Origin of the sequence: Nitrosomonas oligotropha (assembly GCF_900106555.1) — a bacterium.
GTDB classification, from domain to species: Bacteria; Pseudomonadota; Gammaproteobacteria; order Burkholderiales; family Nitrosomonadaceae; genus Nitrosomonas; species Nitrosomonas oligotropha_A.
This window is the reverse complement of sequence record NZ_FNOE01000003.1, coordinates 59,225-74,007: the sequence shown is the minus strand read 5'-3', so window position 1 is coordinate 74,007 and position 14,783 is coordinate 59,225. Positions and strand designations below refer to the sequence as shown.

Genomic DNA, 14,783 nt, shown 5'->3' with positions numbered 1-14,783 from the left:
CTCAGAAATTGCTATGCGGGCTTAATTAACCGATGGGGTTGAAAAAGCACGCGCAAGTTTGTGTTGAAAGCCTAGCTTATGCCATTGAGAAGATCTGATCCGATTCATGTTTCTGTCATGCTGCTGTCATCCCAGCGTGTAAAAATTGCACGGCTTTCCAGTATCAAGATTACTCATCAAATGACTGAATTTCATCGAACTTCGTAGGAAATGAATATGCTAATTTTCAAACAAAAATCAAAAATAATTCTGCCAATGTTTTTGGCAATCTCATTCGTAGTACCGATTGCCAATGCAACGCCCGTATTGCTAGGTATCGGTAATCTTCCAGGAACCGGAAGTGATTTGTCAGGTTTGACAGGTACACTTGAAAGTGGAACTTCTGCTAACCTACTCGGCGGAATGGGTTCTGGTTTTGCATATGCCGGCAACAATACGTTCTTGGCGTTGCCGGATAGAGGACCGAATGCGCTCGCCTATGCCGGAGGAAGTAGCGTGGATAACACGACATCCTATATTTCCCGTTTTCATACAATTAGCTTAAGCTATTCGGCAGGCACCACGCTTCCTCTCGCAGTGACAACCGCTTTAAACAGCACTACTCTGTTTTCAAGCACCACGCCTCTGAACTATGCAAGCGGCGCCGCGCCTTCGTCAAACACAGCAACGATCAATTATTTCAGCGGCCGTTCGGATAATTTTGCGGCGGGCAACTCACTCAATCCCAATAATGGAAGACTCGACCCGGAAGGCATTCGCGTCTCAAACGACGGTAAAAGCATATTTATCTCGGATGAATACGGCCCTTACGTTTATCAATTCGACCGTCAAACCGGCGAGCGGATCAAATCGTTCACCTTGCCGGATAATTTAGCTGCCGCTAATCTAAGTTCAAGTGGTGCTTCTGAGATCAGCGGCAACGCCACTGGCCGGGTTGCCAACAAAGGTATGGAAGGACTGGCTATTTCTCCGGATGGCACAACGCTATTCGGTTTTATGCAAAGCCCATTGCTGCAGGATGGCGGTGACGGCGGACGAGCCAACCGCATCGTTTCGATAGATATTGTTACTGGCGCAACGCACGAATTTGCCTACGATAACCAGATTGGTACTAAAAATTACAATAGCAGTGAGATACTTGCCATTAATAATCATGAATTCTTGGTTCTTGAACGGGATGGCAAGGGATTGGGCGACGGTTCAAAAGCAGCGATCAAACAATTATGGAAGGTTGATTTGAATGGTGCTACCGACATCAGCGGAATTAGCGGCGAAGCCAATTTGTTAGCCAATCAGGGACACCCGGATAAGAGCTTGTTCCTCGACATCAGAGCGCTGCTCAATGCGAATGGAATTACGGATGCGAATATTCCGGCCAAGCTGGAAGGCGCGGCTTTTGGTGATGACGTCATCGTTGGTGCGGAAACTTACCACACGCTCATCTTAGCCAATGACAATGATTTTTCAGCCATTGCTGGGGATAATCAGTTCTTCGTGATTGGCTTCAAGGATGCGGATCTTGGAGGATCTATTTTTCTTCCTCAAGCAGTAGCCGCAATTCCAGAGCCGGAAACCTATGCAATGTTGTTAGCTGGACTGGGCTTATTGGGATTTATGGTGCGTCGTAGAAAGTTATCATCGCTATAATTTAGGTTTTACCGATAACAGAATGGGGGCATAGATTCCCATTCTGTTATCTTAGACAAAGGTATGAGGTTCTTTTCCCTCGAGTTGCTGTAAAGACCGTGAGGGCGGATTATGGCAGCCCATCTCGATTAATTGGCGTTGGTAGAGAGCTGCGCGCTTAAATGTTAAGCGGTTTTTAAATTGGATGGATTTTTCCAGTCAGGAATGATCAATCGATTACTGAAAATCATGATTTCAGAATCTTCAGGGCGATTTCGTGCATTGCTGGAGATATCATGGACAATAGTCGGATAACCTTTGTACAGCTCCACAATTCCGGGATGATTAGGATATGAAACTATCCAGTGCTGCAAGATATTTTCCTTGATCAATTTTGCCAAACTCACTCGATGATGATGAGAATCGTGATCGTGATGAAGACCTCGTTCTTCGGTATGACAGGGAATATCAAAATAAACGAGTGTTTTATCAGGCAGTGACGGTAATACTGTCTTAATTAAGCCGGTAGCATCTTGGTTATATAAATGAATGAGTGAACGATGCAGCGCAATCCATTCAATGCCGCGAATCAAATCTAGCTTATTAAAGCGGGCATCAAACTTCCAGTGCTTGCCTTGGCTTTTTCCATCAGTAACATCTCCGTATAGAATTGCTAACCGATTAATCCGATTTAGAAAGAAGATTGAGAAGCCCACTTCGAGTGCGCTGTGATTTTCAGGAGAACGCAAGATATCTTGTTGCCGCTGCCATTCTTCTGTTGTTATTTTAATATCGTGAATAGCTTTACAAAGCGCTTCAGGTTGATTGATGACGCTGTGCCAAAAAGCGTATACCGCAGGATTTGCAGCGTTTAAATGAACACGAGACACGTAACCTTGCGTGAGTAAATTCAGCGCGATCCCTGCGCTTTCAGCATAGGGCTCAACATAATGTCCATCCAGCAAATCATTGTGCGCAAAAATTATTTTAAAGAAGCTTGGTATATTGCTTCTTCCTTTGGGGTAACGCAGCGGGGTATTGAACTTCATAGAACACTCCATCGTGAATTTGATACTAAACTCACACGCAAAATTGAAATCATATTTTTATTATACATTCGCGGTGAAAAATAATGTGCAATCAGTAATTTGTAACATTTCTGTAATAAAACTCTTCCGGAGTTTTTAGCATCACATTGTTGAATAATCGAGAATTGCTGGAAATATGCCAAAAAGGCGGCCAATCAGAATAGCTGCTTCGTACGCTAGGGAAACGCCGGACGCCGGGAAGTTTTTAAGTGAAATGGAAGGGATGATGACCAGGTTGGTGCTCGCATCATCCGCCGGAAATTGCGATTGCTGAATTCATCGTAAATCTGGCAGTTCCCTAATTTTCGACAACCGTTGCAAATTAGCATCACGCATCCGTGCAATCTTAACTGCCTGATAGCAATTAATCTTAATCAAAAGATGATCGATTTTTTGATTCCAAATTAAAAAATCCGCAAAATTTTCCTGCACAAAAAATAATTTGTGTTGTACCATTAGTGCCATAGCATTCTCCATCAACCACTAGATATTGTGGTTCTATTCAAATAATGCTATTCCATTGAATCAACAGAAATTTGTATTTTTCTTTGATGAATCATCAGTCAGGAGGAATCACCGATGCAGCTTACGACAGAACAAACTCACCCCAAACCTGTTTCCGGAAATCAAAGTTTTATGGATACACCTGCGCAAAATCCCCGTTTTTCCCAGCATAAAGTCATCCGCCGCAACGGTGCGGTGGTGTCGTTCGAGCCGGGCAAGATTTCAGTTGCGCTGACCAAGGCGTTTATCGCCGTCGATGGCGGGCAGGGCGCGGCATCGGTGCGGGTGCGCGAAGTGGTGGCCGGGTTGACCAACGATGTGGTGAATGCACTGCTGCGTCGCCAGCCGGATGGCGGCACGTTCCATATCGAAGATATTCAGGATCAGGTCGAACTGGCGTTGATGCGCTCAGGCGAACACGACGTGGCGCGAGCTTATGTGCTGTATCGTGAAGAGCGCACACGCGAACGGGCCAAGCTGAAACAGAAATCGGCCGCCGAGACCGCGGCGGAAACGTTGTACGTCGTCGATAACGGGCAGCGCGTGCCGCTCGACATCGCCAAGTTATCCGCATTGATCGAATCCTCCTGCGCCGGCTTGGGCAATACCGTCGATCCCGCGCTGATTCTGAAAGCCACCGTCAAGGACTTGTACGATGGCGTATCGCTCGATGAAGTCAACAAATCCCTGGTGCTGTCGGCGCGCGTGCTGATCGAGAAAGACCCGGCGTACAGCTATGTCACCGCGCGCTTGTTGCTGAACAACGTGCGCCACGAAGTGCTGGGCGAGGAAGTCACGCAACAGGCGATGCACGCGCAGTATCAGGAATACTTCCCAGTATTCATCAAGCGCGGCATCGAAGCCGAATTGCTCGATCCGCGGCTGGCGCAGTTCGACCTGAAGCGCTTGTCCGAAGCGCTGGACGCGGATCGTGACTTGCAGTTTGATTACCTCGGTTTGCAAACGCTGTACGACCGCTATTTCCTGCATATCAAGGAACGCCGCATCGAATTGCCGCAAGCGTTCTTCATGCGCGTAGCGATGGGTTTGGCGCTGAACGAAATCGACCGCGAAGCGCGCGCCATCGAGTTTTATCACGTGCTGTCGAGTTTCGATTTCATGAGCTCGACGCCGACACTGTTCAATTCCGGCACTTGCCGTTCGCAATTGTCGTCGTGCTATCTCACGACCGTGCCGGACGATCTTGACGGCATCTACGAAGCGATCAAGGAAAATGCGTTGCTGGCCAAATACGCCGGCGGCTTGGGTAACGATTGGACGCCGGTGCGGGCGATGGGCGCGCGCATCAAGGGTACCAACGGCAAATCGCAAGGCGTGGTGCCGTTCCTGAAAGTGGTGTCCGACACCGCCGTGGCGGTCAATCAGGGTGGCAAACGCAAGGGTGCGGTATGCGCGTACCTGGAATGCTGGCATCTGGATATTGAGGAATTCCTGGAATTGCGCAAAAACACCGGCGACGACCGCCGCCGCACGCACGACATGAACACCGCGACGTGGATTCCCGATTTATTCATGAAACGTGTGATGGATGGCAGCGATTGGACACTGTTCTCGCCGTCGGATACGCCCGATTTGCACGAAAAATTCGGCCAGCAATTCGAGCAAGCGTATCTCGGTTACGAAGCGAAAATCGAACGCGGCGAGCTGACGCTGTACAAAAAAATCCCAGCGGTGCAATTGTGGCGCAAGATGCTGAGCATGCTGTTCGAAACCGGCCATCCGTGGATCACGTTCAAGGATCCGTGCAACGTGCGTTCGCCGCAGAACCATATCGGCGTGGTGCATAGCTCGAATTTGTGCACGGAAATCACGCTGAACACCAACGACAAGGAAATTGCCGTGTGCAATCTCGGTTCGGTCAATCTGCTCGCGCACCTGAAGGACGGCGCGCTCGATCTGGATAAACTGAAACGCACCGTGCGCATTGCCATGCGCATGCTCGACAACGTCATCGACATCAATTTCTACGCCGTCGCCAAAGCGCGCAACGCCAACCTGAAACACCGTCCGGTTGGCCTGGGCATCATGGGATTCCAGGATTGCCTGCATCAGCTGGGCATTCCTTATAGCTCGAACGAAGCGGTGGAATTCGCCGACCGTTCGATGGAAGCGGTGGCGTATCACGCCTACTGGGCGTCGACCGAACTGGCGCAAGAGCGCGGTTGCTACAGCAGCTACAAAGGCAGCTTGTGGGATCGTGGCATCCTGCCGCACGACACGCTGGAAGTGTTGCGCAACGAGCGCGGCGGTTTTGTCGAAGCCGATTTGTCGGCGACGCTCGATTGGGACGCATTGCGCGCGCGCACCCAGCAATACGGCATGCGCAATTCCAACTGTCTGGCGATTGCGCCGACCGCGACGATTTCCAACATCGTCGGCGTTTCCGCCAGCATCGAGCCGACGTATCAGAATCTGTACGTCAAATCCAATCTGTCCGGTGAATTCACCATTGCCAACAAATCGCTGGTCAACGATCTGAAAAAACTCAATTTGTGGGATGAGGTGATGATCGCCGACCTGAAATACTTCGACGGCGCAATCAGCAAAATCGACCGCATTCCGGACAATATCCGCACGCTGTATGCCACCGCGTTCGAGATGGATCCGCGCTGGCTGATCGAAGCGGGCGCGCGGCGGCAGAAATGGATCGACCAATCGCAATCGCTGAATATTTACATGGGCGGGGTTTCTGGCAAGAAATTGGACGAAACCTACAAGCTGGCGTGGCTGCGCGGTCTTAAAACCACGTATTACCTGCGTTCGATGGGCGCGACAGCGGCGGAAAAATCCACAGTGCGCGCCGGTTCGCTGAACGCGGTGCCGTCCGATGGCGGCGTGGTCAAAGCCGCAGTGGAAGTATCCACGGTGGAAATCAAATATTGCGCCATTGATGACGAGAGCTGCGAGTCCTGCCAGTAAAGAACAACCAGGAAACGCTGAATTAATCGATGTTTCCTCAACAATATGAATAAAGGAGTAAACCCCATGCTGACATTTGAAGACGAACCGCAACAACCGCAAACACCACCGGTCAACGCCATGCCGCGCACCGCGCACGATTTTGAATTGCCGCTGGCAACACCGGCGCAGGATGACCGCGATCACAGCACCGCCAGCCACCAGCTAGGTGCGGAATGCGGGCAAGATGTAGCGGGCAGCGCGAACCGCCGCATCTCAGTCGAGGACAAATCCATCATCAACTGCAAAGCGGACGTCAATCAACTGGTGCCGTTCAAGTACAAATGGGCGTGGGATAAATACCTCGGTGCTTGCGCCAATCATTGGATGCCGCAGGAAATCAGCATGAGCCGCGACATCGCGCTGTGGAAAGACCCGAACGGCCTAACCGAGGACGAGCGCCGCCTGGTCAAGCGCAATCTCGGTTTTTTCGTCACCGCCGATTCGCTAGCGGCGAACAACATCGTGCTCGGCACCTACCGCCACATCACCAACCCGGAATGCCGCCAGTATTTGCTGCGCCAGGCGTTCGAGGAAGCGATTCATACCCATGCGTATCAATACATCGTCGAATCGCTGGGCCTGGACGAAGGCGAAATCTTCAATGCATACCACGAAGTATCGTCGATCCGCGACAAGGACGAGTTTCTGATTCCGTTCATCGATACGCTGACCAATCCCAACTTCAGAACCGGCACCTTGGAAACCGATCAGCAATTGCTGAAAAGCCTGATCGTGTTCGCCTGCATCATGGAAGGCTTGTTCTTCTATGTCGGCTTCACGCAAATCCTGGCACTCGGGCGGCAAAACAAAATGACCGGCGCGGCGGAGCAATACCAATACATCCTGCGCGACGAATCGATGCACTGCAATTTCGGCATCGACGTCATCAACCAGATCAAAATGGAAAATCCGCATCTGTGGACCAAGGCGTTCCGCGATGAAATCAGCGCGCTGATGCAAAAAGCCGTGGCGCTGGAATACCGCTACGCCGAAGACACCATGCCGCGCGGCGTGCTCGGCATGAACGCGCCGATGTTCAAGGAATACCTGCGCTACATCGCCAACCGCCGCTGCCAGCAAATCGGCCTCGACACGCTGTACCCGAACGCCAACAATCCGTTCCCGTGGATGTCGGAAATGATCGATCTGAAGAAAGAGAAGAATTTCTTTGAAACGCGCGTGACGGAGTATCAAACGGGTGGGGCGCTGAGTTGGGATTGAGGGTTGCTGCAGCCGATGCAATCAGTTTATGCGACATATTAGTCGTTTATATTAATTCATCTCGCTCCAGTCATGAAATCAAAAGAAGCTTTACAACACCTTAAACAGCATGAATCTCAATTGCTGGCGATTCACTATTCCTGCCAGTCTCTCGGCGATGGAAATGAAGGTCTATCGCCTCGTATCACTTCAATCGCTGTGCTGCATCTTGCAAGCTCAAGTATGCATAGTTTCTCAATTCACCTGATTGCAGAAGTTCGCAATGTGAAGAGAGAAGAAATTCATGATCATTACGATGATCTTGAAAAGCACATGCTTATTCAATTCTATGACTTTGTAAAATCACATCAAGGCGCCTTGTGGATTCACTGGAACATGAGCAACATCAACTATGGATTTGAAGCTATCGCACACCGCTATAAGGTTCTGTCCGGTACTGATGCTCCTCAAGTACCAGACTCAAGAAGATTTAATCTTTCAACACTAATCTTGGCCATTTATGGCGGAAATTGTGTTAATAATCCAAGGATGGTCAATCTAATGCAACTTAATGGTGGTCGTCCTCGCGATCAACTAACTGGCCCTGAGGAAGTTGAAGCATTCAGAAATAAGGAATACATCAAGTTACATAAGTCCACGATAAGCAAAGTGTACTGGTTCCAGTCGATGTATTCTAAACTTCAGGCTAGAAAAATCAGAACTACTCATACAAATTTCTGGAATCGCATAAACGAATTTATGGAAAATCCCGCTGCAAAGCTCTTAAGCTTCGTCAGTGTTCTTTATACCCTGTTTCAGTTAACTCAAGCAGCGTATATCGGCTTTCCATTACCTCAACAAAACAACGTAAAACTATCTAACCCGGTGGTACAGGGGGATTTACACGATAAAACTGCGCGGTCTCCCTAGCCTCCGAAATATACAATAAATGAAGTCTCAAACTGGAATCTTAGCTCGTAGGTTGGGGTGAGGCACGAACCCCAACATAACAAAGCCACCAATCGTTGGGCTTCATTTCATTCAACCTAACCTGCTGGCATAATTCAAACATTATGCATCCCTCTAAGTCATTATGAAGTACGTTGGCAAGTATGGTGAATATCGCGTTTTGGCCTGTCTACTTGAGCAGAACGTCGAGATTTACCCAGCGATTAAAACAAATCAACCTGACTTTGATCTAACCGCTATCCCTGCAAGTGGAAAGATTGTGAGGATTCAGGTTAAGACAACCGAACTAAGCAACAAAAGCACAAATAACGCCATTAAATGCATCGACAAACAATATGATTTCTTGGTGATCGTGATTGTTGATAAGAATAAAACTCGCTTCTTTGTTATGACCAAGAGCGAGGCTTTGGCGGCAAAAGGTGATGGCAAGCTACTTAGTACGACGAAGCAGCAAAAGAAGGAGTCCCAAGTCAAAGATATTCTTCTACCCTATGAGGACAAGTGGGAGAAGATTGTAAATGCATAACAAGCTTGTAAACCTGACTTCAGCTCGTAGGTTGGGGTGAGGCACGAACCCCAACACAACGGAGCAGCCAATCGTTGGGCTTCATTTCATTCAACCCAACCTACGGTGTTGATGGATTTTGCAATCTTCCCTAACAAACGAATCTGTCCCCTTCGATATTTTTGTTCATATATAAGTGTTAATTAGTCATTGATATGTTCATGTTTATGTATTAATATAATTAATAATATGGACATATTAATATGAACAAAAACCAAGCATCGCTCGCTAGAAAGCAATTGGAAAGACGTCTCTCACCCTTGCGTGAGGCAGGGATTGTTGCGCCGCCACGAGGATGGATAAAGGCCATTCGTGAAGCACTTGGCATGACTGCCCGCCAGCTTGCGGCGCGTATGGATGCTTCCCCTTCACGTATTCCGGTGATCGAAAAAGCGGAAGTGACTGGAGCAACTACGATCAAAACCTTGCGTGAAGCTGCCGAGGCAATGAACTGTACCTTTGTGTATGCTTTCGTGCCGGCAAAACCGCTCGATGATATTCTGCGTGAGCGTGCCATCCAGAAAACGCGCAAAGATATTGCCCGGCTCGATCACACCATGCGACTGGAAAACCAGGCTTTGCTCAAATCCGATCTCGACGATGAACAGCGGCGCATGGTCGAACTGATCCTATCAGGCTCACTAAAAGGGTTATGGGAGGATAAATAGCATTGTCATGCCAGATCCATTATTAATCGATGACGATGATGCTAATACCCCACTTACAGACGAAGAGCGTGAGCAGCTTATTCCTGCCTATATCACGCTGCGGCACGAACTCAACGAAGCGGAGCAAATCAACATCGGCCAGGCGTTGCGCTGGGCTACCGCACGCAAGAAACGGGATGTGCTGGATCAAAATTTCTTGCGCCAATTGCACAAGCGCATGTTTGGGGATGTGTGGCGTTGGGCGGGGCAATATCGCACCTCAGCCCGCAACATTGGTGTCGATGCCTATCGGATCACAATGGATGTGCATCAAGCCATTGGCGATGCTTGTTACTGGATCGAACATAAAACCTACCCGCCGGATGAAATTGCGGTGCGGTTTAGTCACCGCCTTGTTGCAATCCATCCGTTTCCCAACGGAAACGGACGCTTCTCGCGTTTTATCGGCGATCTTCTCGCCCAGCAGCTTGAACAGGAGCCATTCACATGGGGGCGTGCAAATCTGGTCGATGTTGGAGAAACCCGCGCTCGCTATATTGAAGCCTTACGTGCCGCTGACAATCACGCTATAAAGCCACTCCTGCTATTTGCGCGTTCTTAACTAGTAGAATGATAAACTCATGGTAATTCAGCGATTCGTTGGTAAACCAGAGCTGCAATTTATTCAATGATCTAATTTGATGAGGTAACTATCTATGCAAACCCGTGAAGAACGCGACACCATGGGCGTGGTCGAGGTGCCCGCCGCCGCATTATGGGGCGCGCAAACGCAGCGCTCGTTGCAGAATTTCAAGATTTCCGGCGAGCGCATGCCGGTGGCGCTGATTCATGCGCTGGCCCGGGTCAAGCGCGCCGCCGCCAAGGTCAATCACGACTTGGGATTGCTCAATGCAGCGAGTGCCGCGGCGATCATCGAGGCGGCCGACGAGGTGATTGCTGGAAATTTCGACGATCAGTTTCCGCTGGTGGTGTGGCAAACCGGTTCCGGCACGCAGACCAACATGAACGTCAACGAGGTGCTGGCGAACCGCGCGTCGGAAATTATCGGCGGCGGGCGCGGCGCGGATCGCAAGGTGCATCCGAACGACGACGTCAACAAAGGGCAATCGTCCAACGACGTATTCCCGACCGCGATGCACGTTGCGGCGGTGCAGGAATTGCAGCAGTGCTTGATTCCGGCGATTCAATTGTTGCGCGGCACCTTGGCGGCCAAGGCGCAAGCGTTCGAGGCCATCGTCAAAATCGGCCGCACGCATTTGCAGGACGCCACGCCATTGACGCTGGGACAGGAGTTTTCCGGTTATGTCGCGCAATTGGATCACGGGCTGAAGCATGTGCAAGCGGCGTTGCCGCATGTGTGCGAACTGGCGCTCGGCGGCACGGCGGTCGGCACCGGGTTGAACGCGCACCCGGAATTCGCCGTGCGCGTCGCGGCGGAGTTGTCGCGCTTGACCGGGTTGCCGTTCGTCACCGCGCCGAATAAATTCGAAGCGCTGGCGAGTAACGATGCGCTGGTGCACGCACACGGCGCGTTGAAAACGCTGGCCGCGTCGCTGATGAAAATCGCCAACGACATCCGTTGGCTGGCATCCGGGCCGCGTTGCGGCATCGGCGAATTGCGCATTCCCGAGAACGAGCCGGGCAGTTCGATCATGCCGGGCAAGGTCAACCCGACGCAATCGGAAGCGATGACGATGGTGTGCTGCCAGGTGATGGGCAACGATGTTGCGGTCAACATGGGCGGCGCGCTGGGGAATTTTGAGCTGAACGTGATGAAACCGCTGATCATCCATAATTTCCTGCAAAGCGTGCGGCTGCTCGCGGATGCGATGGTGAGCTTCAACGACCATTGCGCCACCGGTATCGAAGCCAATATTGACCGCATCGACGCGCTGATGCACCACTCGCTGATGCTGGTGACCGCGCTGAATCCACATATCGGTTACGACAAATCCGCCGAAATCGCCAAGAAAGCGCACCGCGAAGGCACAACATTGAAAGCCGCCGCGATTGCCACCGGGTATGTGACTGCTGAGCAGTTCGACGCGTGGGTGGTGCCGGAAAAGATGGTCGGCAAATAGCGCTCGATGGCCGCTTCTTCCAATTCTTCCGAACCGGTCACGCGCCGCGAACGTTTCGCGTGGTGCATGTACGATTTTGCCAATTCCGGCTATACCACCGTTATCCTGACCGCTATTTTCAATGCCTACTTTGTCGGCGTGATCGCCGCCGGGCAGGGGAGCGGCGATGCCACGTTGTTGTGGACGCTGGCGATGGCGGCGGCGAATGCGCTGGTTTTAATCAGTGCGCCGGTGGTGGGCGCGATAGCTGATTATTCCGGCGCGAAAAAACGCTTTCTGACGATTACTACCATCGGTTGCGTGGTATTCACGGCGCTGTTGTATTTTGCCGGGCCGGGCGATATCGCGTTGGCGGTGGTGCTGGTGATTCTGGCGACTTTTATGTTCGCCAGCGGCGAGAATCTGATCGCGGCTTTTCTGCCGGAAATCAGCACGCCGCAAACGATCGGGCGGCTTTCCGGCTACGGCTGGGCGCTGGGTTATTTGGGCGGCTTGCTGGCGCTGGTGTTGTGTCTGGTTTATGTCAAGTACGCCGAGAAGCAGGGCATCGAAGCCGCGCAGTATGTGCCGGTGACCAATCTGATCGTGGCGGCGTTGTTTGCGCTGGCCGCGCTGCCGACGCTGCTGTGGCTACGCGAGCGCGCCACGGTCGCGGAATCGTTCGATAGCGCGCATATCGTGCGGCAAGGGTTCAGCCGTTTGCGTGCCACGCTGCGCGAAGCGCGTTTGCATACCGATTTGTTCCGCTTTCTGCTGGCGTTGACCACGTATTATGCGGGCATCCACATCGTCATCGTGCTGGCGGCGGTGTACGCGCAAGAGGTGATGGGATTCAAAACGCAGGATACGATCATCCTGATTATGGTGGTGAACGTGACGGCGGCGATCGGCGCTTTTCTGTTCGGTCATTTGCAGGATCGCATCGGCTCGCTGCGCTGTATCGCGATTACGCTGCTGATCTGGATTGCGGCGATTGGCTGCGCGTATTTCGCCGACGATACGTTGTTATTCTGGGTCGCCGCCAATTTGATCGGCACTGCGCTCGGCGGCGCGCAATCGGCGGGCAGGGCGCTGGTCGGACAATTTACACCACCCGGGCGGCAGGGCGAATTTTTCGGCTTATGGGGATTGGCGACCAAACTGTCCGCGATCATCGGCCCGCTGACGTATGGCGGCATGGTTTACCTATTTGCCGGAGATCATCGCATTGCGTTACTCAGCACGCTGGGGTTTTTTGTTCTTGGTCTTGCGATGCTTTCAGCCGTCGATGAGCAAAGAGGGCGTGAAGCGGCTAATATCAAGTACTAAAGGAATTTCTAGGTAGAACGAGGGGATTTTTTGAAGGCTCCTGTAGGAACAATGTCGATCCTACAGGGTATTACTCAACAACAATAAACAGTAAAACGGCTGAATAGTTAAGAATTAACTATTATTTGCCTGGAAGCTCGTTACGGCCTTCTGCTGGTTTACCTTCATGAGTGGTGCCATAGTTATCTGAACTTGCGCTTTCTGGCGCTGTTGGTTTTCCACATGCTACTAACGATAATGCTAAAAGTGTTACAACAAAAAATACTGAAAATTTCATTTGTGGCTTTTCCCTAAAATTAATAAATACATCTTTTTCATTTTTGTCACAGTAAAACTATACCACGTTACGAAGAATAATCACTGATAAATTGCGATTTAGCGCATTTAAATACCCGCTGGATCGCTTTGAGTTTGAAATGGGCTTGTTGCTGGCTGGATTTACAGGATAGTAATTAACATTCTGATGCCCAAGCCATAGAGCAAAACAACAAAGATTGTTCTGAGCGTGGCGGTTTTGGTGGAATGTGTAAGCTTCGCTCCGAGCGGTGCTGTTAACATGCTGGCCGATACCAGCCAGGCTAGCGCGGGTAAATACACATAGCCTAAGCTGAAATCGGGCAGTGTTTCCGATTGTAAGAAACCATTCGCGATATAACCGGCCGTGCCAGCCAATGCGATAGGGAAGCCGATCGCCGCCGCGGTGCCGATAGCGTGTTGCAGCTTGACGTTGCATAGTGTCAGGAATGGCACGGACAACAATCCGCCGCCGATTGCAACTAAGCTGGATAGGGCGCCGATAACATTCCCGGCGAGAAATAAGCCGAATCTCCCAGGGAGTTGAAATAATGGACTGGGACGAAACTGTAGCAGCATTTGTGTGGCGGCGTAAAAAATGAAAATGACAAAAATAACGCTGAGCAGTTGACCTGTCATCGATCCGGCCAGTGTTGCGCCGCCAAAGGTGCCGAGAAAAATGCCCGGGGTAATATTCTTCACGATGGGCCAGTTTACGGCGCCATGCTGGTGGTGGGTGCGTAAACTGACGGCCGACGTGAAAATGATCGTGGCCATCGTGGTGCCCAACGCAAAATGGATGATGCGGTCGGCGGGAAAATCCTGCGCAGTGAACAGTGAAATGAGCACGGGAACGATAATCAGGCCGCCGCCAATGCCGAGTAAACCGGCAAAAAATCCCACAAATGCTCCGGTTAACAGATAAATCAACCACCATTCCATAATGTAAGCCTGATAAAAAAGAATTGGATTGCGCTACAGATACTGCAAGATAAATTGCCATTCGGCCGGATCGACCGGCGTAATCGATAGACGGTTACCCGTTTGCAACATGCGCACCCTGCTTAGTTGCGGATATTGCCTTAATTCCTTGATCGGGATCGGGCGCGTTCTGTGCAGTAGCATGATGTCGACATTAAACCAGCGCGGATTGTCTTGCGTCGCTTTAGGATCGAAATACTTGCTGGCCGGATTAAATTGCGTGGCATCCGGATACGCCGGTTTGCTGACGACCGCAATGCCCATGATACCGGGATCTTTGCAGCAGGAGTGATAGAAAAACACCTGATCGCCCACCGTCATCTGGTTGCGCATGAAATTGCGCGACTGATAATTACGCACACCTTCCCAGGCAATCGTTTGATCCGGCCGTGCGGCAAAATCATCGATACTGAATTCATCCGGTTCTGACTTCATTAACCAGCAGCGCATTTTTTACATGAGTGGTGATTTTTACAGGCAGCTTTGTATAGAGTGGTTCATTATAATTAATGACCTG

14 protein-coding genes are annotated in these 14,783 nt (G+C 50.8%); 9 read left to right on the top strand and 5 right to left on the bottom strand.

The genetic code is table 11. The features are described 5' to 3' along the window. Positions 1 to 216: 216 nt before the first annotated feature. Complete coding sequence (locus BLU57_RS02845) at positions 217 to 1,647, top strand: esterase-like activity of phytase family protein (RefSeq protein WP_090315892.1); 1,431 nt, start codon at positions 217 to 219, stop codon at positions 1,645 to 1,647. A 164-nt stretch (positions 1,648 to 1,811) separates the two neighbouring features. On the opposite strand, the gene BLU57_RS02840 is transcribed toward BLU57_RS02845, so the two are convergent. Continuing rightward, entirely contained in the window at positions 1,812 to 2,675 is an 864-nt protein-coding gene (locus tag BLU57_RS02840; protein WP_090315889.1) for a DNA adenine methylase, read from the bottom strand. A 315-nt stretch (positions 2,676 to 2,990) separates the two neighbouring features. After that, on the bottom strand, positions 2,991 to 3,179 hold the full coding sequence (locus tag BLU57_RS02835; RefSeq protein WP_090315886.1) for a hypothetical protein: 189 nt from the start codon (positions 3,177 to 3,179) through the stop codon (positions 2,991 to 2,993). A 114-nt stretch (positions 3,180 to 3,293) separates the two neighbouring features. Between BLU57_RS02835 and BLU57_RS02830 the strand changes: the two genes are divergently transcribed. The 8 genes from BLU57_RS02830 to BLU57_RS02795 all read left to right on the top strand — a co-directional run bounded on the left by BLU57_RS02830 (position 3,294) and on the right by BLU57_RS02795 (position 12,991). Further along, a complete protein-coding gene (locus tag BLU57_RS02830; protein WP_090315883.1) occupies positions 3,294 to 6,158 on the top strand; it encodes a ribonucleoside-diphosphate reductase subunit alpha in 2,865 nt (954 codons plus the stop codon). Between the two features lie 66 nt (positions 6,159 to 6,224). Further along, the gene (locus BLU57_RS02825; RefSeq protein ID WP_090315881.1) at positions 6,225 to 7,421 is read left to right on the top strand and encodes a ribonucleotide-diphosphate reductase subunit beta; all 1,197 of its coding nucleotides are present in this window, start codon (positions 6,225 to 6,227) and stop codon (positions 7,419 to 7,421) included. A gap of 72 nt (positions 7,422 to 7,493) precedes the next feature. After that, entirely contained in the window at positions 7,494 to 8,330 is an 837-nt protein-coding gene (locus BLU57_RS02820; RefSeq protein ID WP_143026931.1) for a hypothetical protein, read from the top strand. Positions 8,331 to 8,493: 163 nt separating this feature from the next. After that, positions 8,494 to 8,895: a hypothetical protein gene (locus tag BLU57_RS02815; protein WP_090315877.1), complete on the top strand. Its 402-nt coding sequence runs from the start codon at positions 8,494 to 8,496 to the stop codon at positions 8,893 to 8,895. A gap of 242 nt (positions 8,896 to 9,137) precedes the next feature. Further along, the gene (locus tag BLU57_RS02810) at positions 9,138 to 9,602 is read left to right on the top strand and encodes a mobile mystery protein A (protein WP_090315875.1); all 465 of its coding nucleotides are present in this window, start codon (positions 9,138 to 9,140) and stop codon (positions 9,600 to 9,602) included. A gap of 7 nt (positions 9,603 to 9,609) precedes the next feature. Further along, entirely contained in the window at positions 9,610 to 10,203 is a 594-nt protein-coding gene (locus BLU57_RS02805; RefSeq protein ID WP_090315873.1) for a mobile mystery protein B, read from the top strand. Positions 10,204 to 10,297: 94 nt separating this feature from the next. Continuing rightward, positions 10,298 to 11,683 carry a class II fumarate hydratase gene (gene fumC / locus BLU57_RS02800; RefSeq protein ID WP_090315871.1) on the top strand — a complete coding sequence of 462 codons (1,386 nt, stop codon included), beginning with the start codon at positions 10,298 to 10,300 and terminating at the stop codon, positions 11,681 to 11,683. A gap of 6 nt (positions 11,684 to 11,689) precedes the next feature. Continuing rightward, positions 11,690 to 12,991, top strand: coding sequence for an MFS transporter (locus BLU57_RS02795; RefSeq protein ID WP_090315869.1), 1,302 nt, complete (start codon positions 11,690 to 11,692; stop codon positions 12,989 to 12,991). Positions 12,992 to 13,112: 121 nt separating this feature from the next. Here the strand turns inward: BLU57_RS02795 and BLU57_RS15980 are convergent, their stop codons facing one another. The 3 genes from BLU57_RS15980 to BLU57_RS02785 all read right to left on the bottom strand — a co-directional run bounded on the left by BLU57_RS15980 (position 13,113) and on the right by BLU57_RS02785 (position 14,716). Next, a complete protein-coding gene (locus tag BLU57_RS15980) occupies positions 13,113 to 13,268 on the bottom strand; it encodes a hypothetical protein (RefSeq protein ID WP_164502710.1) in 156 nt (51 codons plus the stop codon). Between the two features lie 161 nt (positions 13,269 to 13,429). After that, positions 13,430 to 14,227, bottom strand: a complete 798-nt coding sequence (locus tag BLU57_RS02790) for a sulfite exporter TauE/SafE family protein (RefSeq protein WP_090315865.1) — start codon at positions 14,225 to 14,227, stop codon at positions 13,430 to 13,432. 33 nt (positions 14,228 to 14,260) lie between these two features. Continuing rightward, entirely contained in the window at positions 14,261 to 14,716 is a 456-nt protein-coding gene (locus BLU57_RS02785) for an EVE domain-containing protein (protein WP_090315861.1), read from the bottom strand. Positions 14,717 to 14,783 lie beyond the last annotated feature (67 nt).